Annotated in this window: 25 protein-coding genes and 1 riboswitch; of the genes, 12 read left to right on the top strand and 13 right to left on the bottom strand. The window is 62.8% G+C overall.

Annotated features, from left to right (window positions below; all coding sequences use genetic code 11):
- The first annotated feature begins 45 nt into the window (after positions 1 to 45).
- From DXH78_RS20255 to DXH78_RS12755, 4 genes are all read left to right on the top strand, one after another.
- Positions 46 to 180, top strand: coding sequence for a hypothetical protein (locus tag DXH78_RS20255; protein WP_283805622.1), 135 nt, complete (start codon positions 46 to 48; stop codon positions 178 to 180).
- A 296-nt stretch (positions 181 to 476) separates the two neighbouring features.
- Positions 477 to 2,234 (top strand): methyl-accepting chemotaxis protein, encoded by a 1,758-nt coding sequence (locus DXH78_RS12765; RefSeq protein WP_115517392.1) that lies wholly within the window; start codon positions 477 to 479, stop codon positions 2,232 to 2,234.
- 112 nt (positions 2,235 to 2,346) lie between these two features.
- Complete coding sequence (locus DXH78_RS12760; protein ID WP_115517391.1) at positions 2,347 to 2,880, top strand: chemotaxis protein CheW; 534 nt, start codon at positions 2,347 to 2,349, stop codon at positions 2,878 to 2,880.
- Positions 2,881 to 3,097: 217 nt separating this feature from the next.
- A complete protein-coding gene (locus DXH78_RS12755) occupies positions 3,098 to 3,880 on the top strand; it encodes an NAD kinase (protein ID WP_115517390.1) in 783 nt (260 codons plus the stop codon).
- A gap of 7 nt (positions 3,881 to 3,887) precedes the next feature.
- Here the strand turns inward: DXH78_RS12755 and DXH78_RS12750 are convergent, their stop codons facing one another.
- Positions 3,888 to 5,375: an MFS transporter gene (locus DXH78_RS12750; protein ID WP_245416807.1), complete on the bottom strand. Its 1,488-nt coding sequence runs from the start codon at positions 5,373 to 5,375 to the stop codon at positions 3,888 to 3,890.
- A gap of 25 nt (positions 5,376 to 5,400) precedes the next feature.
- Complete coding sequence (locus DXH78_RS12745) at positions 5,401 to 6,243, bottom strand: universal stress protein (protein WP_115517389.1); 843 nt, start codon at positions 6,241 to 6,243, stop codon at positions 5,401 to 5,403.
- A gap of 260 nt (positions 6,244 to 6,503) precedes the next feature.
- Between DXH78_RS12745 and DXH78_RS12740 the strand changes: the two genes are divergently transcribed.
- Both DXH78_RS12740 and DXH78_RS12735 read left to right on the top strand, forming a co-directional pair.
- Positions 6,504 to 7,049, top strand: a complete 546-nt coding sequence (locus tag DXH78_RS12740) for a response regulator (protein WP_115517388.1) — start codon at positions 6,504 to 6,506, stop codon at positions 7,047 to 7,049.
- Between the two features lie 45 nt (positions 7,050 to 7,094).
- Entirely contained in the window at positions 7,095 to 7,643 is a 549-nt protein-coding gene (locus DXH78_RS12735; protein WP_168192797.1) for an Hpt domain-containing protein, read from the top strand.
- A 70-nt stretch (positions 7,644 to 7,713) separates the two neighbouring features.
- Here DXH78_RS12735 and DXH78_RS12730 read toward each other — a convergent pair whose 3' ends face one another.
- Both DXH78_RS12730 and DXH78_RS12725 read right to left on the bottom strand, forming a co-directional pair.
- Complete coding sequence (locus tag DXH78_RS12730) at positions 7,714 to 8,901, bottom strand: DUF2336 domain-containing protein (RefSeq protein ID WP_115517386.1); 1,188 nt, start codon at positions 8,899 to 8,901, stop codon at positions 7,714 to 7,716.
- Positions 8,902 to 9,048: 147 nt separating this feature from the next.
- Positions 9,049 to 10,107, bottom strand: coding sequence for a transglycosylase SLT domain-containing protein (locus DXH78_RS12725; protein WP_115517385.1), 1,059 nt, complete (start codon positions 10,105 to 10,107; stop codon positions 9,049 to 9,051).
- Positions 10,108 to 10,285: 178 nt separating this feature from the next.
- On the opposite strand from DXH78_RS12725, the gene DXH78_RS12720 reads away from it, so the two are divergent.
- Together DXH78_RS12720 and DXH78_RS12715 are read left to right on the top strand one after the other, a co-directional pair.
- Positions 10,286 to 10,768 (top strand): MaoC family dehydratase, encoded by a 483-nt coding sequence (locus DXH78_RS12720; protein ID WP_115517384.1) that lies wholly within the window; start codon positions 10,286 to 10,288, stop codon positions 10,766 to 10,768.
- A gap of 127 nt (positions 10,769 to 10,895) precedes the next feature.
- Positions 10,896 to 11,768: an HpcH/HpaI aldolase/citrate lyase family protein gene (locus tag DXH78_RS12715; protein ID WP_115517383.1), complete on the top strand. Its 873-nt coding sequence runs from the start codon at positions 10,896 to 10,898 to the stop codon at positions 11,766 to 11,768.
- Between the two features lie 49 nt (positions 11,769 to 11,817).
- Here DXH78_RS12715 and DXH78_RS12710 read toward each other — a convergent pair whose 3' ends face one another.
- The 3 genes from DXH78_RS12710 to folE form a co-directional block, all read right to left on the bottom strand.
- Positions 11,818 to 13,101, bottom strand: a complete 1,284-nt coding sequence (locus tag DXH78_RS12710; protein WP_115517382.1) for a D-amino acid dehydrogenase — start codon at positions 13,099 to 13,101, stop codon at positions 11,818 to 11,820.
- A gap of 155 nt (positions 13,102 to 13,256) precedes the next feature.
- Positions 13,257 to 13,352, bottom strand: a riboswitch (glycine riboswitch).
- 53 nt (positions 13,353 to 13,405) lie between these two features.
- Positions 13,406 to 13,837 carry a phosphoribosyl-AMP cyclohydrolase gene (gene hisI, locus DXH78_RS12705; protein WP_115517381.1) on the bottom strand — a complete coding sequence of 144 codons (432 nt, stop codon included), beginning with the start codon at positions 13,835 to 13,837 and terminating at the stop codon, positions 13,406 to 13,408.
- Positions 13,838 to 13,921: 84 nt separating this feature from the next.
- Positions 13,922 to 14,572 (bottom strand): GTP cyclohydrolase I FolE, encoded by a 651-nt coding sequence (gene folE / locus DXH78_RS12700; protein ID WP_115517380.1) that lies wholly within the window; start codon positions 14,570 to 14,572, stop codon positions 13,922 to 13,924.
- Between the two features lie 266 nt (positions 14,573 to 14,838).
- Here folE and DXH78_RS12695 point away from each other — a divergent pair, with 266 nt between their 5' ends.
- On the top strand, positions 14,839 to 15,288 hold the full coding sequence (locus DXH78_RS12695; RefSeq protein ID WP_115517379.1) for an iron-sulfur cluster assembly scaffold protein: 450 nt from the start codon (positions 14,839 to 14,841) through the stop codon (positions 15,286 to 15,288).
- A gap of 14 nt (positions 15,289 to 15,302) precedes the next feature.
- Here the strand turns inward: DXH78_RS12695 and DXH78_RS12690 are convergent, their stop codons facing one another.
- Positions 15,303 to 16,646 (bottom strand): COG3904 family protein, encoded by a 1,344-nt coding sequence (locus DXH78_RS12690; RefSeq protein WP_147292634.1) that lies wholly within the window; start codon positions 16,644 to 16,646, stop codon positions 15,303 to 15,305.
- Between the two features lie 342 nt (positions 16,647 to 16,988).
- Between DXH78_RS12690 and yidD the strand changes: the two genes are divergently transcribed.
- The 3 genes from yidD (at position 16,989) to thrS (ending at position 20,379) form a co-directional block, all read left to right on the top strand.
- Positions 16,989 to 17,312 carry a membrane protein insertion efficiency factor YidD gene (gene yidD, locus DXH78_RS12685; protein WP_115517377.1) on the top strand — a complete coding sequence of 108 codons (324 nt, stop codon included), beginning with the start codon at positions 16,989 to 16,991 and terminating at the stop codon, positions 17,310 to 17,312.
- Between the two features lie 86 nt (positions 17,313 to 17,398).
- Positions 17,399 to 18,316, top strand: a complete 918-nt coding sequence (locus DXH78_RS12680; protein ID WP_115517376.1) for a DMT family transporter — start codon at positions 17,399 to 17,401, stop codon at positions 18,314 to 18,316.
- A 95-nt stretch (positions 18,317 to 18,411) separates the two neighbouring features.
- Positions 18,412 to 20,379, top strand: coding sequence for a threonine--tRNA ligase (gene thrS / locus DXH78_RS12675; RefSeq protein ID WP_115517375.1), 1,968 nt, complete (start codon positions 18,412 to 18,414; stop codon positions 20,377 to 20,379).
- A 7-nt stretch (positions 20,380 to 20,386) separates the two neighbouring features.
- Here thrS and DXH78_RS12670 read toward each other — a convergent pair whose 3' ends face one another.
- The 5 genes from DXH78_RS12670 to DXH78_RS12650 form a co-directional block, all read right to left on the bottom strand.
- Entirely contained in the window at positions 20,387 to 20,701 is a 315-nt protein-coding gene (locus tag DXH78_RS12670) for a c-type cytochrome (RefSeq protein ID WP_115517374.1), read from the bottom strand.
- Positions 20,702 to 20,800: 99 nt separating this feature from the next.
- Positions 20,801 to 22,225 carry an alpha,alpha-trehalose-phosphate synthase (UDP-forming) gene (gene otsA / locus DXH78_RS12665; RefSeq protein ID WP_115517373.1) on the bottom strand — a complete coding sequence of 475 codons (1,425 nt, stop codon included), beginning with the start codon at positions 22,223 to 22,225 and terminating at the stop codon, positions 20,801 to 20,803.
- Positions 22,226 to 22,343: 118 nt separating this feature from the next.
- The gene (gene otsB / locus DXH78_RS12660; RefSeq protein ID WP_168192796.1) at positions 22,344 to 23,132 is read right to left on the bottom strand and encodes a trehalose-phosphatase; all 789 of its coding nucleotides are present in this window, start codon (positions 23,130 to 23,132) and stop codon (positions 22,344 to 22,346) included.
- A gap of 34 nt (positions 23,133 to 23,166) precedes the next feature.
- The gene (locus DXH78_RS12655) at positions 23,167 to 24,105 is read right to left on the bottom strand and encodes a hypothetical protein (protein ID WP_430727496.1); all 939 of its coding nucleotides are present in this window, start codon (positions 24,103 to 24,105) and stop codon (positions 23,167 to 23,169) included.
- A 260-nt stretch (positions 24,106 to 24,365) separates the two neighbouring features.
- Positions 24,366 to 26,117, bottom strand: a complete 1,752-nt coding sequence (locus tag DXH78_RS12650) for a methyl-accepting chemotaxis protein (protein ID WP_115517371.1) — start codon at positions 26,115 to 26,117, stop codon at positions 24,366 to 24,368.
- Between the last annotated feature and the right edge of the window lie 89 nt (positions 26,118 to 26,206).

The following is a 26,206-nucleotide window of genomic DNA, read 5'->3' as shown; positions in this document are numbered from 1 at the left end:
GCTGAAAGCCGACCCGAAACGCGCCGCTCCTGTTCCGATTACGGCATGTGGCACGCCGAACAGCGCAACCGCGTCAAAGCCCGCGAGTATCTCACCAACGTCGCCACGCTCTGCGGCAGCACCAACTACCTGGAATATATCCAGCGCAAAGCCGCGATCGACGGGGTCGGCACGGACTGACATTGCCTTGCATTTACGCCAGAACACTGAGGTCGGCTCGTTAGCCGGCGTCAGTCTTTATTGATTAGAGAGGCAGCCACAAGCGATGGCGACTGGTGGCTCGGGAAGTTAGATATATTATGTACATATAAATTAAGCATATTTCAAACCGTCTTTTAGGACTTGTTTTTTAGAAAGAGCCTAGGCGCGGGACCCTCATCCCTTCGCGAGTGGCTGCCGCAATTATTGTGGCATTAGCGACTGTCCGCCACGGCCGCGGCGCCTAACAGACTTCCTCCAAACAACCTGGACGCCCAATGAACCTCCTGCTCAACTTGAAGATTGCACACAAACTCGCCCTGTCATTCGCAGCAGTAATTGCCGTTCTCCTGGCGTTGACTGCCATTGTTCTGAACAGCCTGTCAGCCATGGAGAAGGCGCAGAGCTGGAACACGCATACCTATCGGGTTCTTGAAGTCGCCGGAAAGCTTGTCAGCGACATGGTCGATCGCGAAACCGGATTGCGCGGCTATCTCATCGCTGGCGACGAGAAATTCCTCGAGCCAATGAAAGCAGGCGAAGCCAACTTCGCTCAGAATTTCAAAGCAATCAAAGCCCTAACATCGGACAACCCCGTCCAGCAGGATCGGCTCGACAAAGTAAAGGCGCTTGAGGAGCAATGGGCGACGCAGGTCGGCAAGGTTGAAATCGAACTGATGCGCAATCCCGCCACCCGCGAGCAGGCCCGGTCGATGGAGGCCGGCGGCGCCGGCAAGACGTCCATGGACGGCATCCGCAGCATTATGGCGCAGGTCGACAAAATGGAGCGCGACCTTCTGGCCGTACGCCAGGCCGCCAGCGATTCGGCGGGACGTTTCGCGACCTGGGCCATGGTTGGCGGCTCAGTGATCACGATTGTGTTCGCGATCTTTTTCGGGTTCTTCCTGACGAAGACTGTGGCAACCCCGATAGTTTCGGTCGTGGCCCAGCTCAAGAAGGTTTCCGAAGGCGACTTCAATGTCACGATGACCGGCCTCGGCCGCAAAGACGAAGTCGGCCAGATTGCCGGAGCCGGCGAAATGATCGTCGAGCGTTTTGGTGACACCATTGCCACGATCAAAGTCTCGTCCAGCGAGGTTACCAACGCCGCGGTTGAGATCGCCAACGCCACCACCGATCTCTCCCAGCGTACGGAAGAACAGGCCGCAAGCCTTGAGGAGACTTCATCCTCAATGGAAGAGATGTCTGCCACCGTTAAGAAGAATGCGGAAAACGCCAAGCAGGCAAGCGATCTCGCGGTCAGTGCCCGCGATGTCGCAAACCGCGGCGGTGCGGTCGTGACCAAGACGGTCGAAGCCATGGCCCAGATCGAAGATTCATCGACGAAAATCTCCAACATCATCGTCGTCATCGATGAAATCGCCCGTCAGACCAACCTCCTCGCTCTCAACGCGGCCGTCGAGGCAGCGCGGGCCGGCGAAGCAGGGCGCGGTTTCGCTGTCGTTGCTTCCGAAGTTCGCAGCCTGGCGCAGCGCTCCTCGCAAGCGGCCAAGGACATCAAGGACCTCATCAACAGCAGCAGCACTCAAGTGAAGGACGGCGTCGAACTGGTCAACAAAGTCGGCCAGTCGCTCGATGAAATCGTCACCTCCATTCAGAAGGTTACTGCCGTCGTTTCCGAAATCGCCAGCGCCAGCATCGAGCAGTCGACCGGCATCACCGAGATCACGAAAGCTCTTTCGCAGATGGATGTCGTGACGCAACAAAACTCGGCGCTGGTGGAAGAGAACGCCGCCACCGCCAAGACGCTCGAACAGCAGGCCAAAGCGATGTCGAACGATCAACGGATCGCGTTCTTCCGCCCGCGCGTGAAAGGTCACTCGGCAACGGCGCAGGTGGGGCAACATGCTCCTGCGCCGAGAGTCGAGCCGTCTGCCACGCCGGCGTCAAAGACCGTGCCGCAACGTACTCCCGCCGGCACTAAGGCTGCGCCAGCCCGGCGCACTGCCGGAACCGCGCGCGGCATGCAGACCGCACTCGCCACGGCCGTTAACGACGAGTGGCAGCAATTCTAGTTCGCCGCTCGATCGAAATACCTCCGAACCGTCCCGACTCGGCCGCGATGAAAAGAGATCGCATCGCGGCCAAGTCGGCGGTCTCCACACCCGCGACATCAGGATGATGTAAATGAACCTGCCTGCGACTGAACACAATGCAGTGGATCACCGTGTCGAACCGACATCCCGATCCACCGCGCCGGCCACAGCCACCGAATTCATCAGTTTTGCCATCGGCGATGAACAATACGGCGTCGACATCATGGCCGTACGCGAAATCAAGGGCTGGTCTGACATCACTCATCTGCCGAAGCAGCCGGACTATGTCCGCGGAGTGCTCAATCTGCGTGGCGCTATCGTCCCGATCGTCGACCTGCGCTGTCGGTTCGGCCAAGGTCTGACCGAAACCTCACCCTTGCACATCGTCATCATCGTTCAGATCGGCGACCGCCAGGTCGGCCTCATCGGCGACCGCGTGCTTGATATCGTCGCCGTGACGGCCGCGCAGATCCAGCCGGTGCCGCGCACCGGGCACGCTGATTCGACCAGTTTCCTTGCCGGCCTGGTGTCGAATGAGGACGTCATGATTGCCCTGATAGACCTGCCAAATCTCCTCGCCGATCACGATGGCAACGACTCCAGGACCGTCATGCTCGACGCCTGACGGAGACCGACTGAAAGGGAGTTCTAGGGCTCCAGGGTAAAGCCGATCGCCTGATCCTTGCAAAGGACGACCTGCCCGGCGCTTCGGCGCCGGGCTTTGGCCATCCCGCCTCGACAAAGCGAACCCAAGTCGTATAAAGGAGCGCCGGAAATCGAATGTCTGACAGGGACTTGCGCAAGATTCTCATTGCGCGGGACCGGTCTCTCAAGAGCCCCCGATGAGCCCCTCGGCCCCCTCATTCAAGCGCATCGCCTTTGTCGCCAGCCCGACGCCGGAGGCGCGCGCCGCCATTGCTCAGCTCGAGGCGCGCTACGACAATGCCGACCCGAAGGAAGCCGACGTCATCGTCGCGCTGGGCGGCGACGGCCTGATGCTGCAGACGTTGCACCGCTTCATGACCTCGGCCAAGCCGATCTACGGCATGCACCGCGGCACGGTCGGCTTCCTGATGAATGAATATTCGCTTGAAGGCTTGCATGAGCGCCTGGCCGCGGCGCACACGACCATCATCCATCCGCTGATCATGCAAGCGCGCGACGAAGCGGGCGTGATCCATGAGCGGCGCGCCATCAACGAGGTGTCGTTGTTCCGGCAGAGCGCGCAAGCCGCGCGTCTGCGCATTCTCATCGACGGCAAGGAGCGGCTCGCCGAGCTGGTCGCCGACGGTGTGCTGGTCGCGACGCCAGCGGGCTCGACCGCTTATAATCTATCGGCGCAAGGCGCGATCATCCCGATCAATGCCCCCCTGCTCGCGCTGACGCCAATCTCGCCGTTCCGGCCACGGCGCTGGCGTGGCGCCCTGTTGCCGGACAAGGCGCATGTCACCATCGAGGTCATGGAAGCCGACAAGCGCCCGGTTGCTGCGGTTGCCGATCACGACGAAGTGCGCTTTGTACGCAAGGTCAATATCAGCATGGATCACGCCATCTCGCTGAACCTGCTGTTCGACCCGGGCCACAGTCTCGACGAGCGCATCCTCACCGAACAATTCGGTTTCTAAGCCCTGTTCAGATCCGCTTTTGCGGATTTGTGATGGACAGGAAAAAGCCGCAAGTCGTGAACAGCGCCATCGCCATAAAGGCGGCGCGGAACGCGACCGTGATATCGCCCTGAATCTCCGATAGCTGAGACACTGACAAACCGGCGCCGGCATGCTTAGCGTGCTCGAACATCGCGGCAAAGACCCGCGCCGAATCCGGATTACGCAACGACAGCACCGCGAACAAAAGCGTCGCCACCAGCGCCGTGCCAAAAGCAGCGCCGATCGAGCGCGAAAACTGAACCGAAGCGGCGGCCTCGCCGAGCCGCAGCTGTCCGGCGGCGTTCTGCACGCTGACCTGCACCACGCCCATGACCGTGCCCATCGCGAGACCGTTGACGAGCAGCAGAATCGCGAGCGCGACGATATCGAACCTGTCGCCAAATAGCGACAACACCATGAAATCGAGTGTCGCGATGAATAGCCCGACCACGGGATAGATCATCAGACGCCCGGTGATGTTGACCAGCCGGCCTGTGACCAGCGAGCCGACACCGATGCCAACCGTGAGCGGCACCAGCACGAGGCCCGTCGCGGACGGCGAAAATCCGCGCACCACTTCGAGATAGACCGGCAGGAAGGTGATCAGCGATACCAGCGCGGCGCCGTGACAGGCCGCCATGGCGTCGCTGTGCCAGATCGCCGATTGCCGCAGCAGCGAGAGCGGAATGAGCGGCGAGGCCGCACGGTTCTCGTGCCAGACGAGAATAACAAGAGCGATGACACCGGCTGCCAGCAGCGCGGCACCGATCGGCAGGTTCGCCAGATCGGCACGCTGCACCTGTTCCAGCGCCAGCAGTGTCGTCGCAACGAAGATTGCAAACAGAATGGCGCCTCCCGGATCGGCGCGCCAGGCCAAGCGTTCGCCATGCGGAGGCGGCAACCGGGTCACCAGATAGAACGCGAATAGTCCAATCGGCAGATTGACCAGAAAAATCGACTGCCAGCCGAAGTGCTCGGTGAGAAAACCACCGGCGATCGGGCCGAAACTGTTGGCGCAAACCGCGACGGCAGCAAGATAACCCTGATAACGGGCGCGCTCGCGCGGCGGAATGGACTCTCCGATCAGCGCCTGTGACAAGGTCATCAGGCCGCCTCCGCCGAGACCTTGCAGCACACGCGCTAAGGTCAGCGTGAGGATTGTGGTCGATGCCGCGCACAAAACCGACGCGACCATGAAGATGGCGAGAGCGAAATACATGATCCGGCGACGGCCGAAGGAATCGCCGAGTCGGCCATAGACCGGCGCTGCGATGGTCGCGGCAATCAGATAAGAAACGACGATCCAGGACGCGCGCTCGACCTCGCCGGTCGCGGCCACGATCGCCGGCAACGCCGTCGCGATGATGGTCTGGTCCACCACCGCCAGAAACATCGGCAGCATGATGGAGGGGAAGATGGCGAGAAAGCCGGGATGCTTCGACACGCCGGGGGCTGGATTGGGGGTGTTGGGCAACGAATCGTCCTGCTTGTCTTCCCCCTCAGTGTGCCATCAACACCGGCACAGTGGCGTTGGCAAGAATGTGTCGCGTCGCGCCGCCGAAAATCATCTGGCGCAAACGGCTTTGCGTATAGGCGCTCTTCACCACCAGGTCGCAGCCGAGCGAGGCCGCATACTCCAGCGTGAGTTCGCCGATCGCCTCGCCTGATTGCCGGTCGCCGCGCTTGACGGAGACCGCCTCGGCCTTGACGCCGTTACGCCGCAGGTGCCGCGCCGCCTCCTCCACCGGTGGTCCGTCGGGCGAACCGCCCTGTACGAACAGAACCGTCACCTTGTCCGCTTGCCTGAGGAACGGCATGGCGAAGGCGTTGGTGTGGGCCTGTTCGGTCGAGCCGTTCCAGGCAATGAGAACATTACGGCCGATCCCGGCCGGCGTCTGCTTCGGCACAATCAACACCGGCTTGCCGGCGTCGAACAGCGCGGCTTCGAGCGGCGGCATTCGCGGATTTTCCGGTGCCGAGCCCGGCCGGCCGAGCACGATCAGATCGAAGATGCGGCCGTAGTTACCGATGAAGGCATCCTCCATCGCCTCAGCGCGCGGCCAGGCATAGGAATAGACCGCCGGCACTTCGGTGCCACCCAGCGGCACATTGCGACCCTGCATGAACTTTTCGAACTCGGCCTTCACCTTGGCCGTATCAGCTTCGAACACCCCGGAAATAGCCAGGCTCGACACAGGCTCGACCGTGACATAGGTGCCCGGCGACGGCCGCACCGCGAAGCCTTCCATGTAACTGTCGAAGGCCCGCGCGATCAGGCGTGCGCCCTCAAGCACCGCCGGCATGGCGTCATGGTCTTCGGTCGGGATCAGGATTGTCTTCATGGCGGGACCATTCCGTTTGCAGACGAACTATCGCGAGGCCACAGGGCCGTAGAGCCGCCCGGCGCGAGCGGTTGTTGGCAGCTTAGACGCCGGTACGGGGATGACCAGCCCCTCGGCGGTCGTTCTCGCCGACCTTTCAACCGTTGAAAAGCGACGAGAACCGGCGGGTTTCATCGGCCGAAACGCTCCATTAACCCTAAATCTGTAGGTTTTCCGCCTGTTTCGGCACATCCGAAGCGCGCGCGTGTTTCCGGGGCACAATGGTCCGCATCGATTTCAATCGGCTGCGCTTCCTCGTCATCGACGACAATGCGCACATGCGCCGTATTCTGCGCACCCTGCTCCATGGCTTCGGCGCTCGTGAGGTTTTCGAGGCGGAAGATGGCGCCACCGGGCTCGAAGCCTTCAACCACTTCGGCCCCGACATCGTCATCAGCGACTGGACGATGCCCATCTTCGACGGCCTGGAACTGACGCAAATGATCCGCCAGCCCGGCGCCAACGGCAACCCTTACGTCGCCATCATCATGCTCACCGGCCATTCGGAAAAGAAGCGCGTGACCGCTGCACGTGACGCCGGCATCACCGAATTCCTGGCCAAGCCGATTTCGGCAAAGGGCCTCTACGAGCGGATCGTCAATATCGTCGTCAATCCGCGGCCGTTTATCCGCACCCGAACCTATTTCGGTCCCGACCGCCGCCGCAGCACCGGCGCAGGTTACGTCGGCCCCGAACGGCGCAAGGGCGGCAAGGCCGATGTCATCAAGCACTCAACCCTGCTCGAAAAAGTTCGTACCCCGAGCTGACCAAGGCAGCGCAATATGCGGTCCAAAAAGAACTCAGTCGCGATCATGACCTACGGTGATCACGAGGTCATCCGGCCCGAGAACAAGTTGCGCAAGGCCGTCACCGACACGCCGCTCGCCGCGGGCGAAGACGATCCTGTGGCGCGGGCCGAACAGGCGCTTGCCGAATTGTCCAGCGAATTTGCCGGCTGGATGGAAGAGGAATGCGAACGCCTCGACAAGTGCCGGCAGACCATCGTCGCGCGCGGCGTCACTGAGAACGCGAAAACCGCTCTGTTTCACGCCGCCCACGATATCAAGGGCCAGGCCGCAACACTCGGTTTCCCGGCGGTCGCCGCCATTGCCGACAGCCTGTGCCGACTGATCGAATACACGCCACAGCCCAACCGCATTCCGATCAAGCTGATCAGCCAGCATGTCGACGCTGTGCGCGCCATTCATCGCGAATATGCCCGCTCCGACGCCAAGGAACTCGCATCGCAGCTCAACCACAAACTGCGTGATGTCACCGATCATTTCCTGGTCGAAGAGAACAAGACCCGGCCCGACATCATCGAACAAATCACGGGTTCGCCGCCTCTAACGCCGGCTTAAGCGCGTTGAATTCCGGCGCGTGCTGAAAGCGCGAACCCAAACTCCCTAACCGCTAAATTCGAGGTACGCCCTACGCGACCAGCCGGGTCTCGTGGATCTGCGGCATGTAGGGCATCGGCTCGTAAGCCACCAGATCGTCGCAGAACATGCGCGCTTCCTCGCGTGCAGCTTCGACCGCGAAACGGCGCAGCAGCGCGAGCAGCGAAGCCATATCGTCGCGGCGCTCGAGGGCGCATGCGTGCAAAACATGCTCGACCATGCGGCGTTTGAGTCGCGACACCCCGCCGGTCTCGCCGACCAGAATGCCGTCGCGCAAGGCGGCGATGGCTTCGCGGAAGGCCGGATAGGCGGCATCCGGCAAGCCGGCCTTGGTGTAGATCGCGCGGAAGCCGGAAACATGCTTGTCATTGATGTAGGCCGACACACGGTCGATGGACATGCCGGTCAGTTCGGCGATGGCCTCCTCGAACAGCACGACATTGCCGGACAACAGCGCCCGAAGAATCATGCCGGCGGTGAGCTGCCCGCTTTGGCGCAGATGCCGCATCAGTTCGGCGATTTCCTCGTAGGGCGTCTCGGCGGCAAGCGCGACGGTGGCCTTCTCGCAGGCCTCACGCGCGGCATATTCTGCGTGCTCGGAGCCGAGCCAATGCCGCGCCGTGACGAAACCCGCCAAAGTCTGCGACAGCTTGGCGAGCAGCGCCTGACGCGTCGCCATCGGCAGATCGCTGCGCGCGATCAGGTTCTCGCGGATCGCAGCAAGATGACCGAAGCGCTCGATGATGCGGTCGATCGAGAACAGCGCGATGTCCGCATCGGGGTTCTCGAGCAGCGCCAGACAAGCCTGCGCGCAACCGACTTCCGCGATAGCGGCGGCGACCGGCGTGGTCAGTATCGCCCGCGAAGCGATCGCCAATTGCGAATCCGGCTGGGCGGTGGCGAACAGATCGACGAGATCCTCGTCGCTCAAGAGCGGCGAACGCGACAATACGGGAATGGCGACTTCCGGCTGATCGGCGGCCAGCGCATGGACTACGATTGGCGGCGCTTTCTGCGCCGAAGCGAACACTTGCGCCAAGGCGCCGCGCACCAGCGGCGACGGATCGTCGAGCAACATGATCATCGCGCCTTCGGCGGCGGATAGATCGTCGGCTGATAAATCGGAATGGAGATAGGCTCTCGCCAGAGCGGAAGTCGCCTCGGCACGCTCACCGGGCGATGCATTACGCAGCCACTGCAGGAACTGACGAACAATCATGACACGACCGGACGCTACAAACACTCGCCAACACAACGGCGAACGCAGCCATCCTAGCCCGCGACACTTAACAAAGCGTTCAGCATAGTTCTTGAGAAGAGATTAACGACGTTGGCGCGGAATGTGCTGCAAGTCCCAGAATGGGCGCTAACCGCGCCCGGTAAAGAGCCCCCGCGCCCGCGCGGCGCTGTCGGTGAACAGGTCGTGCATCCGCACCGGCCGATCAGCCGAAGCGACCGGGCCCGGCGCCGGCAATGACGTGGCCCCGCTTCCCGCCCCCTCCGTATCCGACCAGAGTGACGTCACCGTGCGGCTCACCGCACCGCGCTCGCCATCGCTGAACATCGCGGCGAACAAAGGCCGCGACGGCACCGGCGGCGGACGATTGTCGGCCGCGGCCAGCACCTGGGTCATGCCCGCGGTATCGGGCACCTTGACCGGCGCCGCGACCGCTCGCGTCGCTGACGGCGCTGACGGCGCACTGTCGGGAGCTTGCGCCCCGAGGACATGACCGGTCCCCGGCTGGTCAATCGGCGCCGGCGGACGGTCGACATTCTGCACCAGCGCCAGGCGCGTATTATCGAATTTCGCCGTAAGCCGGTCATAGACCTCGGTCACCGTGCGGGCCGAACCATCGCGGTTGTAGAAGATCGGCCGGTTGGCCGCGGCCGCAGCGGGAAACATGGCGGCGGCATTAGCGTTGCCGCGCGAGTTGACTGCATTGATCAGCCGCCCCGCCCCATCCGGCCCGAGAAAATGCGCGGTGTAGAGTTCGCCCTCGGTCGGCACTTTGCCGGTGACGGCGGTGAGGTACTCCGCATTGGTCCGCGCCAGCGCGCCGGCCATCATGGCGCTCATCGCCGGATCGGTCCGCTGCTTGAGAATCTCGGACCGCATCGCCGGATCGGCGACCTCGTAACGGCCGCTGGCGGTCCTTGTGATGGCGTCGGCATACTGGCCGAGGCCAAGCGAAGCACCGTCCTGCTTGACGGTGGCAAGCCAGGTCTGGTCGATGAACTGGTAAAGGCCCTTGGCCGACGAGGTCGCGGCCTGCGCCTGCGGATTCAGGCTGGATTCGATACGGGCCGTGGTGAGCAGATACTGGAAGCTGATCCCGGTCGATTCCGCCGCTTTGCTGATCGCGCCGCTGATATGCGGTGCGACACCAGGGACAGCGGCGCTATTGGCGACGCGATCGACAGCCATCGGGTTGCCCTCGGGGTTGCCGGCGTTAAAAAGCCGGCTGCAAACGGCCAACAGGGCGGGAACTGCTCCTGGAGACCTTGGGTAATTATGGTAAACGAACGGTTAACGGCATTTGTAGCCGGCGTGCCGGGTTACCGGCCTCGGTGCAAAAAAACGAAAAAGTGCGGAGAACGGGACAATGGCGGAAACGGTGCAACGACATAAACGCGGCGGGCTCTATTTCGAGGACATGGAGGTCGGCAAGCTCTATGAGCACCGCTACACCCGCACCGTGACCCAGATGGACAACATGTTGTTCTCCAACATGACGCTCAATCCGCAGCCGCTGCATATCGACCGCCATTTCTGCGAGACCGAGACAGAATTCGGTCAGCCGCTGATGAACTCGCTGTTCACGCTCGGCCTGATGATCGGCATACAGGTGTCGGACATGACGGTCGGTACCACCATCGCCAATCTGGGCATGACCGACGTCCGTTTTCCCAATCCGCTGTTCGAAGGCGACACGATCAACTGCCAGACCACGGTCGTGAGCAAGCGCGAATCGAAATCGCGCGCGACCGCCGGTATCGTCGAGTTCCATCACCAGGCTTTCAAGCAGGACGGCACGCTGGTGGCCGAATGCAAGCGCAACGCCTTCATCATCAAGCGGCCGAAATAACGACCGGCCTCATGGTTCGAGACGCCGCGCTTTGCGCGGCTCCCCACCATGAGGGTCAACATTCCTCATCCTGAGGAGCGGCCGCAAGGCCGCGTCTCGAAGGATGAGGCCAAGGAGTCCAACCTACATGCGTTCCCTCCTCTTTGTCCCCGCCGACGCCGGCGCCAAGCTCGACAAGGCCATGGCCTCCGGCGCCGATGCCGTCATCATCGATCTCGAAGACTCGATTTCACCCGAGCGCAAGCCGGCGGCGCGTGAAGCCGCGCGCGACTATCTGAAGGCGCACACCGGCAAGGCCGAGCGCCCGCGCCTGTTCGTGCGCATCAATGGTCTCGATACCGGCATGACCGACGCCGACCTCGAAGCCATCGTGCCGGGCATGCCCGATGCGGTGCTGTTTCCCAAGGCTGAAGGCGGCACGAGCGTTATTCACCTCGACGCGAAGCTTACAGCGCAGGAAGCCCTCTCTGGCGTCGCCGAAGGCTCGATCAAGGTGCTGGCCCAGAATGTCGAGTCGGCGGCCGGGCTGTTTCTCGCCGGCACCTTCAAGGATGCGAGCCCGCGCCTGATCGGCATGACCTGGGGCCCGGAGGATCTTTCCGCCGAGCTTGGCGCGGAATCGAACCGCGACGACAAGGGTTTTCTCACAGAACCCTATCGCCTCGCCCGCTCGATCTGCCTGTTCGGCGCGGCGGCCGCCAAGCTGCCGGCAATCGAAACGGTCTATGTCGACTTCCGCAATTCCGAAGGCCTGCGCCAGGATACGATCGCCGCACGCCGCGACGGCTTTACCGGGCGGCTCGCCATTCATCCAGCGCAAGTGCCGGTGATCAACGAGGTGTTCACGCCAACGCCGGAGCAGATCGAGAAGGCCAAGGCGATCATCGCCGCCTTCGCCGCCAACCCCGGCGCCGGCGCCATCGGCATCGATGGCAAGATGTTTGATCGCCCGCATCTCATTCGCGCGCAGCGGCTGCTCGCCGCCGCGGGACAAACGTAGTCTCCGCCGTTATGCCCGGCCTTCTGCCGGGCACGACGAGCTTGGCGGCTCAGGCGGCCATCGGCCCTTCGCCTTCGGCGATCATGCCGGCGACGCGGAAACCCGAGCCGGCCCCTAACGTCCAACCGAGCGTGCCGTGGCCGGTATTGAGCCAAAGGTTGCGATATCGCGTGCGCCCGACATACGGAATATTCGAAGGCGTCGCCGGACGCAGGCCCGACCAGAACGTCGCCGCGTCGAAATTGCCGGCCTGCGGGAATAGTTGCTTCACGTTGTCAACGATCGCCTGACAGCGCGTGCGGTTGAGATCGCGCGTATAGCCCGACAACTCCGCGGTGCCGGCGACGCGCAGCCGGCTGCCATAGTTGGAATAGACAAGTTTGTATTCGTCATCGGTCAGGCTCGTCACCGGCGCCATGTTGGAGCCGTCGGTTGGAATTGTCACCGAATAGCCCTTGGCCGGATAGATCGTCAGATTGATGCCGTAGTTGCGCAGGAATGGCGCCGACCACGAACCCATGCTGACCACGATGTCGCGCGCCCGCAATGTCTTGTAACCGTCGGGGCCCACGACCTCGACGCTGCTCACATCGCCGGACGCGCGATCGGCGCCGAGCGCGGTCACCTGCGTGTTATACAGGAAAGTCGCGCCCATCTTCTCGCAAACCAGAGACAGATTTTGCGTGAAATTGAGCGCATCGCCGCTTTCATCCGCGGCCGTGTAGGTCGCACCCGCAATCTCGTGGCGCTTGCCGGCGAAAGCCGGCTCAATCTCGACCACCTTGTCGGCGTCGATCACGGTGCGCTCGCAGCCGTATCGACGCATCAGTTCGGCGACCGGAATCGCCGCCTCGAATTCGCGGGCGCTGCGATAGAAATGCAGGATGCCCTTGCTGCGCTCGTCGTAGTGGAAATTCTCATCGCTGCGGATCTGCTGGATCAGCGAACGGCTCTGCACCGCCAGTTTGACAATCTCTGTGGTGTGGCGATTGGCGCGATGCGGCAGGCAATCGACCAGGAAGCGCGCGATCCACAACCATTGATGAATGTCCATGCGCGGCCGAAACAGCAGCGGCGCATCGCTCTGCATCAGCCACTTGAGAACCTTCAGCGGCGCCGATGGATTAGCCCAGGGCTCAGCATGACTGACTGACACCTGCCCGCCATTGGCGAAGCTGGTCTCAAGCCCGGCTTCCGGCTGACGGTCGACGATGCAAACCGATTTGCCGTTTTTCAGATTGAAGTAAGCGGTATTGATGCCGACGACGCCGCCACCGAGCACGATGACGTCGAAATCCGTTTTGGATGAATTGGGGGACGCTTGGGGAGGCATGTCTCAGGCCCTTCTGACAGGTGCGCGCAATCGTCCGCAGACGTCTTGCGTGCCCCCTCTGTCATTGGCCTGAGAGCTTCATCGCGACAGCATCATTGCGTTCGCGATTTTCACCGTCGGCGGGAGCTTGAGGCTCCACTCTTCAGAGATCTAAATCCTGATGAACGGTTCTTTTGCCTGAGAGATTCCGGGGCGGTTGCTCCTTCGGCGCCGGCCTCAAGCGTGAGGCCGGTCTCTCCCGTTCATCGATAGAAATAATCGATTCATCGATAGAAGTCGAGCCAGTAATGGCGGCGCGACCGCTCTAACCTTTGGATGAATAAACCGCGTCCGGATCGAACACCTTCCCGGCGTTCTGGAATTCCAGCTTCACGGCGCCGGTCTGGCCCAGCGGCACCGCACGATAGAAACACGAGCGCCGCCCGGTGTGGCAGGCACCCTCGCCTTCCTGCACGACCTTGAGCCACAGCGCGTCCTGATCGCAATCGACTCGCAGTTCCTGGACGCGCTGGACGTGGCCCGAGGTCTCGCCCTTCTTCCACAGTTTCTTGCGCGAGCGGCTGTAGTACCAGGCCTCGCCGGTCTCGATGGTTTTGGCAATCGCCTCGGCATTCATGTGCGCGACCATCAACACGTCGCCATTGCCGGCGTCGGTTATCACTGCGGTCACGAGGCCATCGGCGTCGAATTTGGGAAGAAGGGTCAGGCCTTCTTCGATGTCGTGAGAGGAAGCCATGTCTAAAGTCTCGCTGAACGACAGACAGTAAATTGCCGGGGCAAGCCCGGCAATGAAGGCATCACGACTGCGCCTGAGAGAGCGCTACTTCCCGCGCAGCAGCGACATGAAGCGAACGAGTTCGTTCGGGTCGTCGCGGAACGTGCCGGAGAAATGCGTGGTCATCGTCAGCGAGCCCGGCTTGGCCACGCCGCGCATGGTCATGCAGGTATGCTCGGCTTCGAGCATTACCGCCACGCCCTTGGGCTTCATCACTTCTTCGAGCGCGGTGGCGATCTGCGCCGTCATGTTCTCCTGCGTCTGCAGGCGCTTGGCATAGGTATCAACAAGCCGCGCCAGCTTCGACAGGCCGACCACGCGATCCGTCGGCTTGTACGCGATATGCGCCAGGCCAAAGAACGGCATCATGTGATGCTCGCAATGCGAGTTGAAGGGAATGTCCTTGACCAGCACGAAATCGTTGTAGCCGGACGTTTCCGAGAAGGTGCGGTCGAGCGAGTCCGCCGGGACTTCGCGATAGCCCTGGAAGAGTTCATCGTAAGCATCGACCACGCGCTTGGGCGTATCGAGCACGCCTTCGCGGGTGGCATCGTCGCCAGCATAGGCGATGAGCGTCCGCACGGCCGCTTCCGCTTCCTCGCGGGAGGGGCGCGGCGCGCTGGCCGCAGGCGCGGTCCTGACATGGTCGGAAAGGCCCTGCTGCCAGGGCTTGATCACAGTATTCTTGGCGTCCATGGACGGTCTCCGTTCGACCGGGGCTCGCCTTCAAGGGACGGCACCGGGAGTGTCACCGGGGTGGCCGCGCAGTCCGCCCCTGGGGGCGATCGGACGCCGCAATCCCAAAGCCGCCCGGCTTTCCTCTTGATTTTCAACAGGTAACCCGGGCCTCAGCCGCCGAGAACCCCTTCTCGAACCGGCTGAACGATCCCTATATATTGCTTTGTACGACCGAGGCAATGTGCCGGATCTCCGGCGGCGTCGGGACGGCCGGGACGAAATGCATGCTGAATGACGTCTATAACGAGAAAATCCTCAACTTGGCCGGTAATATTCCCCGCCTGGGCCGGCTCGAAAAGCCGGACGCCACGGCCACCGCCCATTCTAAGTTATGCGGTTCGACCGTGACCATCGACCTCACGCTCGACGGCGACCACGTCACCGACTTTGCCCATGACGTGAAGGCCTGCGCCCTTGGCCAGGCCTCCTCCTCCATCATGGCCCGCCATATCATCGGCTCGACCTCGGCCGAGTTGCGCGCGCTGCGCGAGACCGTGCGCAAGATGCTGAAAGAGAACGGCGCTCCGCCGAAAGACGGAAAGTGGGCCGAGATCGCCTATCTGGAGCCGGTGCGTGACTACAAGGCGCGTCACGCCTCGACCCTGCTCACCTTCGATGCCGTGGTGAAGGCCGTCGACGAGATCGAGGCCAAGCGCAAGCAGGCCGCCGAGTAGCGCACGGCTTTTAACTATTTCGCCGAAGCCATGCCGCCGGTCTTCTGCACCAGCGACGCATCCGCCCGGTCGCCGGCCGGCTTCACGCAAGCCGAGGCGAGACGGGGAAAGTTCTGCGGCGCGCCGGTATTGCCGATGCGGATCATGGTGACCATGCCGCCACTGGTCGTCTCGACCACGAGCGAACGCCGGCCCTCGGCAAATCCCCGCACCAACTCGTCGGGCACCATCCCCATTGCCAGACTGCGCAATTCGCTCGCCTGATCTTTGCGGTCGCTCGACACAACTTTCAGCGTCGCCGCGGTTCGACCGACGCGCAGGCGCACATTCTCGAGCTGTTTCGGGATCGCGATGGCCTCGCTGCCAGTTCGGCGCTCGACATAGCTCATGTCGAATTTGCCGTCGGCGCCGCAGGACAACAAGAGATCGAAGCTGCCAATGCGGTCGCCTTTCAAGGTCAGCGGATGACGGCGGGCCAGCGCCGCCCCCTCATCGCGATTGAGCAAGGCCCAGCCGCGCTCGCTGATCGGTGTTGCCGCCGCGCCTTCGGTGAGCGCGGGGCGCTGCGGGCGCACCCCAGCCGACGGCGCCGCGGCGACCGGCGCCGTCGTGAGATCTTCGGTTGCCAGCCGCATCGCGACAATTTCCTGGCGCGACATGACATGCAGCGGCTCCCACGGCGGGATGCGTAGCGCCAGATCGAGCAGATCGATCGACGCCCCCATCTCTTCCGTGAAACGCGCCAACGAACCGATGTCGCGCTGCACGAGCACAAGGTCTTCAGCCGAATAGCTGGCTGCGGTTGGATCCTCGCGGCGGTCGCCGAGCCAGATCTGATGAACCATGACGCGGGCTTCGGCCGGCACGGTGCGCTTCACGCCACCGAGCACCACGAAGGCGCACATCGACTCGCAATCGGCGATCGGCGAGACTTTCGCGCGCTTGATGTCGCCGGGCACGGCCTCAGCCACTTCGGTAAGATCAACCACACGTCCCACAGCCGTCGACAGGCGCGCCTTGCGAATTTCGCGACCGAGCGCGATGGCGCCGAGCACCGAACCGCCGTCGGAATCCAGCACCACCGTGGCGTCGCGGAGATTGTCGCCGCGCGCCGTACCCGCTTGCATGAATTTGATGAAATCGCGCGGGCTGTCTGCCGTAATCGCACCGCTTGCGCCGATCAGGATTCGACAGTTGTCGCCGCATTGCGCGGCCGGACCTTCCAGACGAAGGGCGAAATGCATCGGCAGCGAGCGATCGTCGCCGCGCGCCGGAACAATCAGAGCCGAGCCGACCAGAGCCGGCGCGATCAGCAATGCGCCGATCAGGCTGCACATAGTGGCCAGGGAACGCCGCATCTTCCCCTTTCCGCTACCGACCCGGAAAATCCGCCGGCGGCTGGAACCGGAACCGATCCTCCGCATTGCATAAGCGGAGGAGTCCGAATTCTCACACCGGGTTTTGTTCGCACCGCGGCAAAAAGCGTTTGTGCGCGCTTTGAGCTATTGGCCGATCGAACACACCCCCGATGTGTATTTTTTAATTTGTCACATGGATTCCCGCTAGTGCAAAAAGGTCGCTACCCCTGCCCTATCGTGCTTGAAAGCTGAGCAGTTCCATTTCTCTGGAACTTTGCTATGGAACTTTATGCCGTGCGATGGCGGCGTTAGTCCGCGGCCGGAACGCACGCCAAGAGCGCAATGTCAGAACCCGAACAAGCTCCCTTTATTGTTCGCATACCGCGGCTCATGGGCCGCGGGCTGGTCGCGCTCTATCGCTACACGCTGTCGCCGTTTCTCGGGCCGCGCTGCCGCCACCTGCCGAGCTGTTCGGAATATGCCGACGAAGCCATCAGCCGCTTCGGCCTTTGGGCTGGCGGCTGGATGGCGCTGGCGCGCATCCTGCGCTGCCATCCGTGGGGCACGCACGGCCTCGACTTCGTGCCGAAAGCGTTGCCTCCCAGTTCGCAGTGGTGGAGACCGTGGCGCTACGGCCGCTGGCGCGACACCCAGACCGAGCCGTAACCGAAACGAACAGAAACCGGGTGGCGCCGTAGCGCTGGTCTGAGCACAGCCTGTGCCGACCCACGACGAACGGCAAAAGAGCGCTCATGGCCAACGAACCCATCCCAATGCACCGGAAGGATTGGCTGCTGCTCATCGCCTTGTCGGTGCTGTGGGGCGGCTCGTTCTTTTTCAACGGCCTGGCGCTGCGCGAACTGCCGCCACTGACGGTGGCCTTCGCGCGCGTCCTGTTCGGCGCTCTGTGTTTGCTGATTGTCCTCAAGCCGCTCGGCGGCTCGCTGCCGAAACGCGCCGTCGACTGGCTGCCCTTCGCAGTCATGGGCCTCGTCAACAACGTTATCCCGTTCTCGCTGTTTCTCACCGCGCAAACCACAATTTCCAGCGGTCTCGCTTCAGTCCTCAATGCGACCACGCCGCTGTTCGCCGTATCGGTGATGGCACTCACCGGCGAAGAGCGCCTGACCGGCCGACGGCTGGCCGGCGTGCTGATCGGCATTGGCGGCGTGGCGGTGCTACGCGGGCCCGGTTTGAGCGCCGAAAGTCAGACGATCGGCATCGTGCTCTGCCTCGGCGCCGCATTGAGCTACGGTTTTGCCGGCTATTGGGGCCGCCACGCGATGGCCGGCGTGCCGCCGCTGACCTCGGCAACGGCGCAGCTCATCTGCTCGACACCGGTGATGGCGGTGATTGCCGGCGCGGTCGAACGGCCATGGACGCTGCCTCTGCCCGGCCCCACCACCTGGCTGGCGATCGCCGGCCTTGCCACCTTGTCGACGGCGCTGGCCTATATCCTGTTCTTCCGCATCCTCAACCGCTCCGGCGCGGTGAATGTCGTGCTGGTGACGCTGCTCATTCCGGTGACGGCGATCCTGCTCGGCGTCTGGATCCTCAACGAGCCGCTTTCGGCCAACGAGGTGGCCGGGGCACTCATCATCGCAGCTTCGCTAATCGTCATCGACGGCCGGGCTTTTGCCTGGCTCAGGCAGCGGTATCGCCGTCCCTGAACCTGTTGCGCCTCACGATTCGCCTGCTATATCGCTCCTGAGTTCCACCGCTTACCCGCGCTCGTTCGCGGGAGTGAGCAACAGGAGAATATCCCATGGTCGCCCTGACCTTTCCCGACGGCGCGCGCCGCGACTATCCCAACGGCATTACCGGCCTCGACATCGCCAAGGGCATTTCGCCCTCATTGGCCAAGCGCACCGTCGCCATGGCGCTCGATGGCACCCTCGCCGACCTCGCCGACCCTATTGAGAAGGACGCCCGCATCGAGTTCGTGTCGCGCGACGACCCGCGCGCGCTTGAGCTTATCCGCCACGACGCCGCCCATGTGCTGGCCGAGGCGGTGCAGGAATTGTGGCCCGGCACGCAGGTCACCATTGGTCCGGTCATCGAAAACGGCTTCTATTACGACTTCGCGCGCAACGAGCCGTTCACGCCCGACGATCTGCCCGTCATCGAAAAGAAGATGAAGGAGATCATCGCCCGCGACAAACCTTTTACCAAGGAAGTGTGGTCGCGCGAGCAGACCAAGAAGGTGTTCGCCGACAAGGGCGAGCATTTCAAGGTCGAACTGGTCGACGCGATTCCGGAAGACCAGCAGATCAAGATCTACAAACAGGGCGACTGGTTCGACCTGTGCCGCGGTCCGCACATGACCTCGGTCGGCAAGGTTGGCAACGCCTTCAAGCTGATGCGGGTGGCCGGCGCCTACTGGCGAGGTGACAGCAACAATCCGATGCTGTCGCGCATCTACGGCACTGCGTTTGCCAAGCAGGACGACCTCGACGCCTACCTCAAGCAGATGGAGGAAGCCGAGAAGCGCGACCATCGCAAGCTCGGGCGCGAGATGGACCTCTTCCATTTCCAGGAGGAAGGCCCCGGCACGGTGTTCTGGCACGCCAATGGCTGGACCATCTTCCAGGAAATCATCGCCTATATGCGCCGCCGACTGAAAGGCGACTATCAGGAAGTCAACGCGCCGCAGATGCTCGACAAGTCGCTGTGGGAGACCTCCGGGCACTGGCAGTGGTATCGCGAAAGCATGTTCGCCGCACAGTCGGCCGGCGATGAAGCCGAGGACAAGCGCTGGTTCGCCATCAAGCCGATGAACTGTCCCGGCCATGTGCAGATCTACAAGCACGGCCTCAAAAGTTATCGCGAACTGCCGATCCGTCTTGCCGAATTCGGCATTGTGCATCGCTACGAGGCGTCAGGCGCGATGCACGGCCTCTTGCGGGTGCGCGCCTTCACCCAGGACGATGCGCATGTCTTCTGCACCGAGGAACAGCTCGCGGAGGAATGCCTCAAGATCAACGACCTGATCATGTCGACTTATGCCGACTTCGGTTTCGAGGGTGATCTCGTCGTCAAGCTCTCGACCCGCCCGGAAAAGCGCGTCGGTTCGGACGCGGCCTGGGATCATGCTGAGGGCGTGATGCAGAACGTGCTGGCACGCATCGCCAAGGAGAACAACCGCATCAAGACCGCGGTCAATCCGGGCGAAGGCGCGTTCTACGGTCCGAAGTTCGAATACGTGCTGCGCGACGCCATCGGCCGCGACTGGCAGTGCGGCACCACGCAGGTCGATTTCAATCTGCCGGAGCGCTTCGAGGCCTTCTACATCGCGCCGGATGGCTCGAAGCAGACGCCGGTCATGGTGCATCGCGCGATCTGCGGTTCGCTGGAGCGTTTCCTTGGCGTTGTGCTGGAGCATTACGCCGGGCATCTGCCGCTCTGGCTGGCGCCGAAGCAGGCTGTGGTCTGCACCATCACTCAGGATGCCGACGCCTATGCAGCCGATGTGATGGCTGCCGCGCGCAAGGCCGGGTTGCGTGTCGATGCCGATCTGCGCAACGAGAAGATCAACTACAAGGTCCGCGAACATTCGCTCGCCAAGGTCCCTGTTCTGCTCGTTGTCGGCAAGAAGGAAGCCGAGACGCGGCAGGTGTCGATCCGCCGTCTTGGTTCGGACAAGAGCGAGGTGATGAGCCTCGATGACGCGCTGAAGACCTTGACCGAGGAAGCGCTGCCGCCGGACTTGAAGCGGGCAAAGGCGGCGGCTTAGGACGCCGCTATTGCCCCTGCTTCTGGATATAGGCAGCGAGATCGGCCGCTTCACCGCGGCTGAGCGCCATGTCCGGCATTTTCGGATGGGGCAGCAGCAAAAACAGCGCCAATCGCGACGGATCGAGATCCGGCGTCTTGCCGATGGCCGAGAACGGTGGTGCCTGGCCATTGGCGCTCTGTTGGTCGGTCGAGACGACGTGGCATGCTGCGCACCAGCGCTTGGCCAGAACCTCGCCTTTGCCGGCATCGGCGGCAGCCGCAGACTGGCTCAGGGCAAGGATGGCGATCACTGGAACGAAGGCCACAAAAGGTCTGATCATCGCGGGAAGGCCTTTTCAATTTGAGTTCACAAATTGGCCGCTTGCCGCGACCTCGGCCATGACCTGTATCAAGTCTCGTATCAGAACTCGCGGCAAAGCCTAGGCCACCGCGCCCCCGCTGCGCCGGGCAGCCGGTCGCGTCTCGGTTTCGGCCGGCACATGCTCTTCAAGCCGCCCGAGGAAACGCTCTGCCCACTGCGTCAGGTCGTTCCGCGTCAGAGCAGCATAATTGGCCTGATGACGCATGCGCCGCTCCTCGAGCGGCATACCCAATGCGCGATTGATGGCGATCGCGACGCCTTCCGAGTCGTAGGGGTTGACCAGCAGGGCCGCGCTGCATTCGCGCGCCGCGCCGGCGAAGCGCGACAACACCAGCACGCCCGGATCGTCGGGATCCTGCGCGGCGATGAACTCCTTGGCAACGAGATTCATACCGTCCCGCAAAGGCGTCACCAGGCCGACGCGGGCGTAACGGTAAAGTCCCGCCAGCGAGCTGCGGCTGTGCGCCTTGTTGATGTAGCGCAGCGGGGTCCACGAGGCCTCGCCGAACGTGCCGTTGATACGGCCAACCGTTTCACCGACCAGACGGCCGATATCTGCATATTCGCGAATATCGGTGCGGCTACGCGGCGTAATCTGCAGATAGGTCACCAGCCCGCGCCAGTCGGGAAAATTGGCGAGGAAACGCTCATAGGCATTCAGACGCTCGGGAATGCCCTTGCTGTAGTCGAGACGATCGACGCCGATGATCAGCGCCCGATCCGACATGCTGGCCATCACGTCGCTGACGAACTGCGTACTGATCGCACGCCGCGCCAGCCGCGTAAAAGCTTCGGTCTCGACGCCAACCGGAAAGATGCCGATGTGGACGACGCGGTCTTCGTAGTAAAAGCCATCGTCACCCGCGCGCCTGAGCCCGACTTCGTTGGCCAGATAGCGCGAGAAGTTGTTGGCGTCGTTCTCGGTCTGAAATCCGACGAGATCGTAATGGCACAGCGCCGGGATGAGACGCTCGTGGTTCGGCAGGCCGGTCAGGATTTCCGGCGGCGGACAGGGAATGTGGAGAAAAAATCCGATGCGATTCTTGTGACCGCGCTCCCGCAGGATCTGAGCCAGCGGCATCAGATGATAATCGTGCACCCAGATCACATCGTCCGGACGCAGCACCCGTTCGAGGTTCTCGACGAAGTACTGGTTGACGCGGAAATAGCCGCCGAGATCGCGGCGGGTGAATTCCGCAAGGTCGAGCCGATAATGCAGGATCGGCCACAGCACGCGATTGGCGAAGCCGTTGTAGAACTCCTCGTAGTCGCCCTTGAGGAGATCGATGGTGATGTAGGAGACCTTGTCATGCTCGACGGTCTTGGCCGCGCCGGTTCTCTCCTCGGCCACTTTGCCGCTCCAGCCGAACCAGATGCCGCCGCGCTTTTTCAGCGCCGGCCGAATCGACACCTCAAGCCCGCCCGCGCGGGCGCTGCCGTCGGGGATACCCACGCGGTTGGAAACAACCACAAGTCGTGACAATGCTCTCACTCTCCCCGACTGAACGACGCCCCTGCCTCGCCTTCCAAAAATTTATGCGAATTTTATACCAGAGATGACGCCAAATTGCTGGCAAATAACGCTTTCGGCCGCCGAAAGTTCAGTGTTTTGCGGCCCATTCGCTGAGCGCGCGCCGCACCTGCTCGGGCGCCGAAAAGATGCCGCTTAGCCCCTCGAAAGCGCGATTGACGGAAAAACTTCTCCCGCCGAGCGCCGGGATGGCGGCAAAAGCCGCCTCATCGGTCACATCGTCGCCAATAAAGACCGGAATGCGCCTGGCAAACGGCTCATGGCCCATCAAGCGGCGAATGCCGGCCCCTTTGTCGATGCCGGGCCGCTTGACCTCGATCATCATCTTGCCCGGAAGAACTTCGGTGTCTTCGGCCGGGAATGCGGCCAGGCTTTCGCTGACATGCGCGCGCAGCCGCGCCTCGTGATCCGGCGCGCGCCGATAATGCAGCGCCACCGAGTAACCCTTGTCCTCGTACGCAACGCCGGAATCCGGATCGACCGCGCCGATCAGCCGCGCGCGCAACGCGGCCGGCAGGTCGGCGACATGCGACGCGGCCGTGCCCTCGGCAAGGCGCATCTCCGCGCCATGGCCGCCGACCGCGGGCAGCACGAGCGGCGCAAACAACCTGTCGAGATCATGGATGGGACGGCCGCTGACCAACGCCAAAGCGCCGCCGGTCAGTTCGAACAACCGCTCGAGAGAGCGCTTCAGCGTGTCGGAAACATCGACGGCAAAGGGTGTCGGACCGATGTCGATCAAAGTGCCATCGACATCGAGAAGAAGCGCAACCTCACGCGGATCGAGCGCGGTGAAGGCCCGGAGTGCTGCTGCATTGGCCTGTTCGGCCTGATGTGTAGCGCTCGCTGCTGCACTCACCACTCGTAACGTCTCCGCTCAGAGGCGCGTTTGTCTATCGCGCCTGCACCTCAATGTCGCCGTCCACGCCGGGAACGACCGTGAATTCGCGCTCGAAGACATTGCCGTCATTGCGCGCGATGGCGCGGTATTCGCCTTCCGCCAGCACCACGCGCGGAAACGCACCGATCGATTCCTTGATGACGTCGCCGCCGGGCGTCAGCACCGACCACGCCGTATTGGCTAACGCTTCGCCGCCTTTTTCGTTCACCAGCTTGAGCGTGATGATGGCCGCCCGATGATTGACGATGACGTCGGTCAGTTTTCCGGCCTGCACGCGAATGTCGGAGCGCACCACCGAATTGGCATCGCCGTAGTTTGACACGATGTAATAGGTGCCCTCCGGCACCACGACCACGGCGCCGCTGGCCACATGTTCGGCGATCGGCCGTCGGTCGCCAGGCTCGAACTGGCTGCCGCTGAACACATCGAACGATATCTGAGCCGCGGGAATGCGCGCATCGCCGACGCGGCCTTCGATGCGCAGCGCACCGGCGGGCAGATCGAATTCTTCCCGCACGGTGGCACCGCGCAAGGTCACAGGCTTGACCGCATTCGCCAAACCAAAGCCGACATGAACGATGTAGTTGCCCGCCGGCAGCACGACCGTCGGCGCCGGCGACTTGTCTTCACGGAGAAGCCGGTACTTGCCGCCCTGCTCGGCCTTGGCGGCATAGATGCGCCAAGTCAGTCCGCCGGTAATAGGGCTCGCCTGCGTGCCGAATCGCGCCGACAGCAAGAGCGCCACCTGCCCGGCCGGCACCATCGGGGCCGCGGCCGGCGGGATCGCAACGGGTGCCTGCGATGGAGGCCCCAGAACGCCACCGGCACCGCCGAAACCGTCGCCGCCGCGCGCTGGCGGCGGGGTAAAGGCGCCGAACGACGGCGTCGCCGAAAACAGCGAACTGGAGCTATTGGCCTGCGCCAGGGTCATCTGCGCAGCGGCGGGACCAATCAGGGCCACCCAAAGGGCCGCGAACACGACCAAAACCCCGCAATTATGCGGGGAAAGCCAGGCTTTCACGCGGCGATTGGCCGTTGGGTGCGCAGCGGTCATATCGGTGTGCTTTTCGGCCGAAATCGCGGCGATTTCAAGCCAATCCGCAAAGCAGAACGAGCAGCCAGAGGGGATGGCTGCTCGTCCCGAATGTCCCGGATCTGGAGCGAGCTCCGGGGTGCCACGCGCTCTGTGCGCTAGAACTCTTTCCAGTCCTGTCCGACCGCGGTTGCCAGAGACGCCTGCATCTCCCGGGCCGGCCCTGCGGCCCGAGCGACCGGCTTGGGCGCAACCTTGGCCACGGGTTTGCTGACCGGCCGCGCCGGTTCAGCACGCGCCGCCGGAGCTTGACCATGGGAGCCATCGTCGATCTGGAAGACCGAGACCTGCTCATCCATCGCCTTGGCCTGATGCTCCAGCGTCTTGGCTGTGGCCGCATTCTCTTCGACCAGCGCCGAGTTCTGCTGCGTCACCTCGTCCATCTGCGTGAGCGCCTTGTTGATCTGGTCAATGCCGGTGGCCTGTTCGGCCGACGCATTGGCGATCTCGGAGACGACCACCGCGACCTTCTTGATCGACTCGACGATCTCGGTGAGCGACTGACCGGCCCGGTTGACCAGGTCGACGCCATCCTTCACCTGACCGTTCGAGTTGGTGATCAGGTCCTTGATGTCCTTGGCGGCCTGCGACGAGCGCTGCGCCAGGCTGCGCACTTCGGACGCCACGACCGCGAAGCCACGACCGGCCTCACCGGCACGCGCCGCTTCCACGGCCGCGTTCAAGGCCAGCAGGTTGGTCTGGCGGGCGATCTCGTCGATGACACCGATGATGTCGGAGATCTTGCGTGACGAGTCCTCGATCTTGGCCATCGCATCGACTGCCTTGGCGACCACCTGCCCGCCACGATCGGCAACTTCGCGCGTCGCCGCCGCATCCTGGTTCGCCAGTTGGGCGTTCTCGGCGTTGCGGCGCACGGTGGCGGCAAGCTCTTCCATGGCGGCCGAGGTTTCTTCGAGGCTCGCGGCCTGCTCTTCGGTGCGCTGCGACAGATCGGTGGTCGAGGTCGCGATTTCGGCCGAGGCGTTGGTCACTTCGCGGCCCGAGGCTTTGATCTCGCCGATGGTGTGGCTCATCTTCTGCGCCATCGTCTGCACCGCTTCCGCAATCAGGCCGACTTCGTCCTTGCGGCCCACGCCTGGGACTTGCACGGTGAAGTTACCGGAGGAAACGGCTGTCAGCGGATCGACCAAGGCCCGCAGCGGACGGGCGATAGTGACGGCACCCACCAGCGCCGAACCGATCATCAGCACCACCGCCAGAGCTCCGAGCCCCAGGGCGACGTAAGTAGCAAGTTCTTCGGCGGCCTGGGCCTCGCTCTCGCGGTCGGCTTTGGCCTTGATCGCCACTTTGGATGCTTCTTCGATCAGGTGATCGATTTGCTGCGCCGTCGCCAGCGCGATTTTCGCCTCGGCAACCAATTTTTTATCCAGTTCCTCGACCAGCGCGGCGTCCTGCTTGGCCTGGGCGTCGAACATACCAGCCTTGATGTCGCCGATGAGCTTGGCTTCCTTGGCGTAATCGTCGACGAGGGCAGCGATTTTCTCGAATCGCGCCCGGTTTTCCGGCTTGGCGAATTTCGGCAAAAGCGCCGTCGCGCTGTCGTGGAACATCTTCTGCTGCGCTTGAACGGATTTGAACGCCGCCTGGAGCTGCTCCTTGTCGCGGGCAAGATGAGAATCCCGAACCGCGACCTGCATGGTGCGCAGGTTCACTTCGGTACCGGTCACCCCCAACACGATTGCAGCCTGCGCGTCGGCCAATTGGTTGGAGCGATGAACCGACGCGCTGCCGATCATCTCGCCGACGACGAGACCGACGACCAAAAGAATGCCTATGCCGGACATGAGGCCGAGTTTGATGGCGATACTAATGTTAGAAAGGCGAAGCATTTAAGTGTCTCCCGTTCTGGGCAAAATCTATCGTGGTTGCGAGATGCCGGCGTCCGAACCGTTTGATCCTTGTTCGTCGGCGTTCTTGT

It is taken from the genome of Undibacter mobilis (assembly GCF_003367195.1).
GTDB classification, from domain to species: domain Bacteria; phylum Pseudomonadota; class Alphaproteobacteria; order Rhizobiales; family Xanthobacteraceae; genus Pseudolabrys; species Pseudolabrys mobilis.
Note: the sequence above shows the minus strand (reverse complement) of the source record. Positions and strands in the feature narration are given on the sequence as shown.

Bases quoted from the DNA above. Each gene is read 5' to 3' on its own strand.
- DXH78_RS20255 (WP_283805622.1), top strand. From the start codon at position 46: ATGTGGCACGCCGAACAGCGCAACCGCGTCAAAGCCCGCGAGTATCTC.
- DXH78_RS12765 (WP_115517392.1), top strand. From the start codon at position 477: ATGAACCTCCTGCTCAACTTGAAGATTGCACACAAACTCGCCCTGTCA.
- DXH78_RS12760 (WP_115517391.1), top strand. From the start codon at position 2,347: ATGAACCTGCCTGCGACTGAACACAATGCAGTGGATCACCGTGTCGAA.
- DXH78_RS12755 (WP_115517390.1), top strand. From the start codon at position 3,098: ATGAGCCCCTCGGCCCCCTCATTCAAGCGCATCGCCTTTGTCGCCAGC.
- DXH78_RS12745 (WP_115517389.1), bottom strand. From the start codon at position 6,243: ATGAAGACAATCCTGATCCCGACCGAAGACCATGACGCCATGCCGGCG.
- DXH78_RS12740 (WP_115517388.1), top strand. From the start codon at position 6,504: ATGGTCCGCATCGATTTCAATCGGCTGCGCTTCCTCGTCATCGACGAC.
- DXH78_RS12735 (WP_168192797.1), top strand. From the start codon at position 7,095: ATGACCTACGGTGATCACGAGGTCATCCGGCCCGAGAACAAGTTGCGC.
- DXH78_RS12730 (WP_115517386.1), bottom strand. From the start codon at position 8,901: ATGATTGTTCGTCAGTTCCTGCAGTGGCTGCGTAATGCATCGCCCGGT.
- DXH78_RS12725 (WP_115517385.1), bottom strand. From the start codon at position 10,107: ATGGCTGTCGATCGCGTCGCCAATAGCGCCGCTGTCCCTGGTGTCGCA.
- DXH78_RS12720 (WP_115517384.1), top strand. From the start codon at position 10,286: ATGGCGGAAACGGTGCAACGACATAAACGCGGCGGGCTCTATTTCGAG.
- DXH78_RS12715 (WP_115517383.1), top strand. From the start codon at position 10,896: ATGCGTTCCCTCCTCTTTGTCCCCGCCGACGCCGGCGCCAAGCTCGAC.
- DXH78_RS12710 (WP_115517382.1), bottom strand. From the start codon at position 13,101: ATGCCTCCCCAAGCGTCCCCCAATTCATCCAAAACGGATTTCGACGTC.
- hisI (WP_115517381.1), bottom strand. From the start codon at position 13,837: ATGGCTTCCTCTCACGACATCGAAGAAGGCCTGACCCTTCTTCCCAAA.
- folE (WP_115517380.1), bottom strand. From the start codon at position 14,572: ATGGACGCCAAGAATACTGTGATCAAGCCCTGGCAGCAGGGCCTTTCC.
- DXH78_RS12695 (WP_115517379.1), top strand. From the start codon at position 14,839: ATGCTGAATGACGTCTATAACGAGAAAATCCTCAACTTGGCCGGTAAT.
- DXH78_RS12690 (WP_147292634.1), bottom strand. From the start codon at position 16,646: ATGCGGCGTTCCCTGGCCACTATGTGCAGCCTGATCGGCGCATTGCTG.
- yidD (WP_115517377.1), top strand. From the start codon at position 16,989: ATGTCAGAACCCGAACAAGCTCCCTTTATTGTTCGCATACCGCGGCTC.
- DXH78_RS12680 (WP_115517376.1), top strand. From the start codon at position 17,399: ATGGCCAACGAACCCATCCCAATGCACCGGAAGGATTGGCTGCTGCTC.
- thrS (WP_115517375.1), top strand. From the start codon at position 18,412: ATGGTCGCCCTGACCTTTCCCGACGGCGCGCGCCGCGACTATCCCAAC.
- DXH78_RS12670 (WP_115517374.1), bottom strand. From the start codon at position 20,701: ATGATCAGACCTTTTGTGGCCTTCGTTCCAGTGATCGCCATCCTTGCC.
- DXH78_RS12655 (WP_430727496.1), bottom strand. From the start codon at position 24,105: ATGACCCTGGCGCAGGCCAATAGCTCCAGTTCGCTGTTTTCGGCGACG.
- DXH78_RS12650 (WP_115517371.1), bottom strand. From the start codon at position 26,117: ATGCTTCGCCTTTCTAACATTAGTATCGCCATCAAACTCGGCCTCATG.